This window comes from Roseovarius sp. MMSF_3298 (genome assembly GCF_030733705.1).
Classification (GTDB): Bacteria; Pseudomonadota; Alphaproteobacteria; order Rhodobacterales; family Rhodobacteraceae; genus Roseovarius; species Roseovarius confluentis.
The window spans coordinates 1-1,311 of record NZ_JASHIN010000063.1; the positions used below are offsets into that span (position 1 = coordinate 1).

The following is a 1,311-nucleotide window of genomic DNA, read 5'->3' on the forward strand; positions in this document are numbered from 1 at the left end:
GACGTCAAATGCCTCGTCGTCAAGCGCACCGGCGATCCCATCGCCTGGCGCCGCGACCTCGACTTCTGGCTCCACGAGGAGGCCGAAAAGGTCGAGGACACCTGCGAGCCCGCCGAGATGAACGCCGAGGATCCGCTCTTCATCCTCTACACCTCGGGCTCCACCGGCCAGCCCAAGGGCGTCGTGCACACCACCGGCGGCTACCTGGTTTACGCCGCCATGACGCACGAGATCACCTTCGACTACCACGAGGGCGACGTCTACTGGTGCACCGCCGATGTGGGCTGGGTCACCGGCCACAGCTATATCGTCTACGGGCCCCTGGCCAATGGCGCCACGACCCTGATGTTCGAGGGCGTGCCGACCTACCCGGATGCCAGCCGCTTCTGGCAGGTCTGCGAAAAGCACAAGGTCAACCAGTTCTACACCGCCCCCACCGCCATCCGCGCGCTGATGGGCCAGGGCGACGAGTACGTCACCAAGTGCGATCTGAGCGACCTCAAGGTGCTGGGCACCGTGGGCGAGCCGATCAACCCCGAGGCCTGGAACTGGTACCACAACGTGGTCGGCAAGGGCACCTGCCCCATCGTCGACACCTGGTGGCAGACCGAGACCGGCGGCCACCTGATGACCCCCCTGCCCGGCGCCCACGCCACCAAGCCGGGCGCCGCGATGAAGCCCTTCTTCGGGCTGAAGTTCGAGGTGCTCGATCCCGAGAGCGGCAAGACGGTCGAGGGCAACCCCGCCGAGGGCGTGCTCTGCATCGCCGACAGCTGGCCCGGCCAGATGCGCACCGTCTGGGGCGACCACGAGCGCTTCATGAACACCTACTTCCAGCAGTACAAGGGCTACTACTTCACCGGCGACGGCTGCCGCCGGGACGCCGATGGCGACTACTGGATCACGGGCCGCGTCGATGACGTGATCAACGTCTCGGGCCACCGCATGGGCACGGCCGAGGTCGAATCCGCCCTCGTCGCCCACTCCAAGGTCTCCGAGGCCGCCGTGGTGGGCTATCCGCACGACATCAAGGGCCAGGGCATCTACTGCTACGTCACCCTGATGTCTGGCGAAGAGCCCACCGAGGAACTGCGCAAGGAGCTGCAGGACTGGGTCCGCTCCGAGATCGGCCCCATCGCCAAGCCCGACCTGATCCAATGGGCCCCCGGCCTGCCGAAAACCCGCTCCGGCAAGATCATGCGCCGCATCCTGCGCAAGATCGCCGAGGACGACTACGGCGCCCTCGGCGACACCTCCACACTCGCAGACCCCTCCGTCGTCGACGACCTCATCGACAACAGAATGAACAAG

Annotated in this window: 1 protein-coding gene; it reads left to right on the forward strand. The window is 66.4% G+C overall.

The genetic code is table 11. The features are described from left to right. Nucleotides 1–1,311: acetate--CoA ligase (gene acs / locus RBB18_RS23110; RefSeq protein WP_306112639.1), on the forward strand; the 1,311-nt coding region annotated here is incomplete at both ends.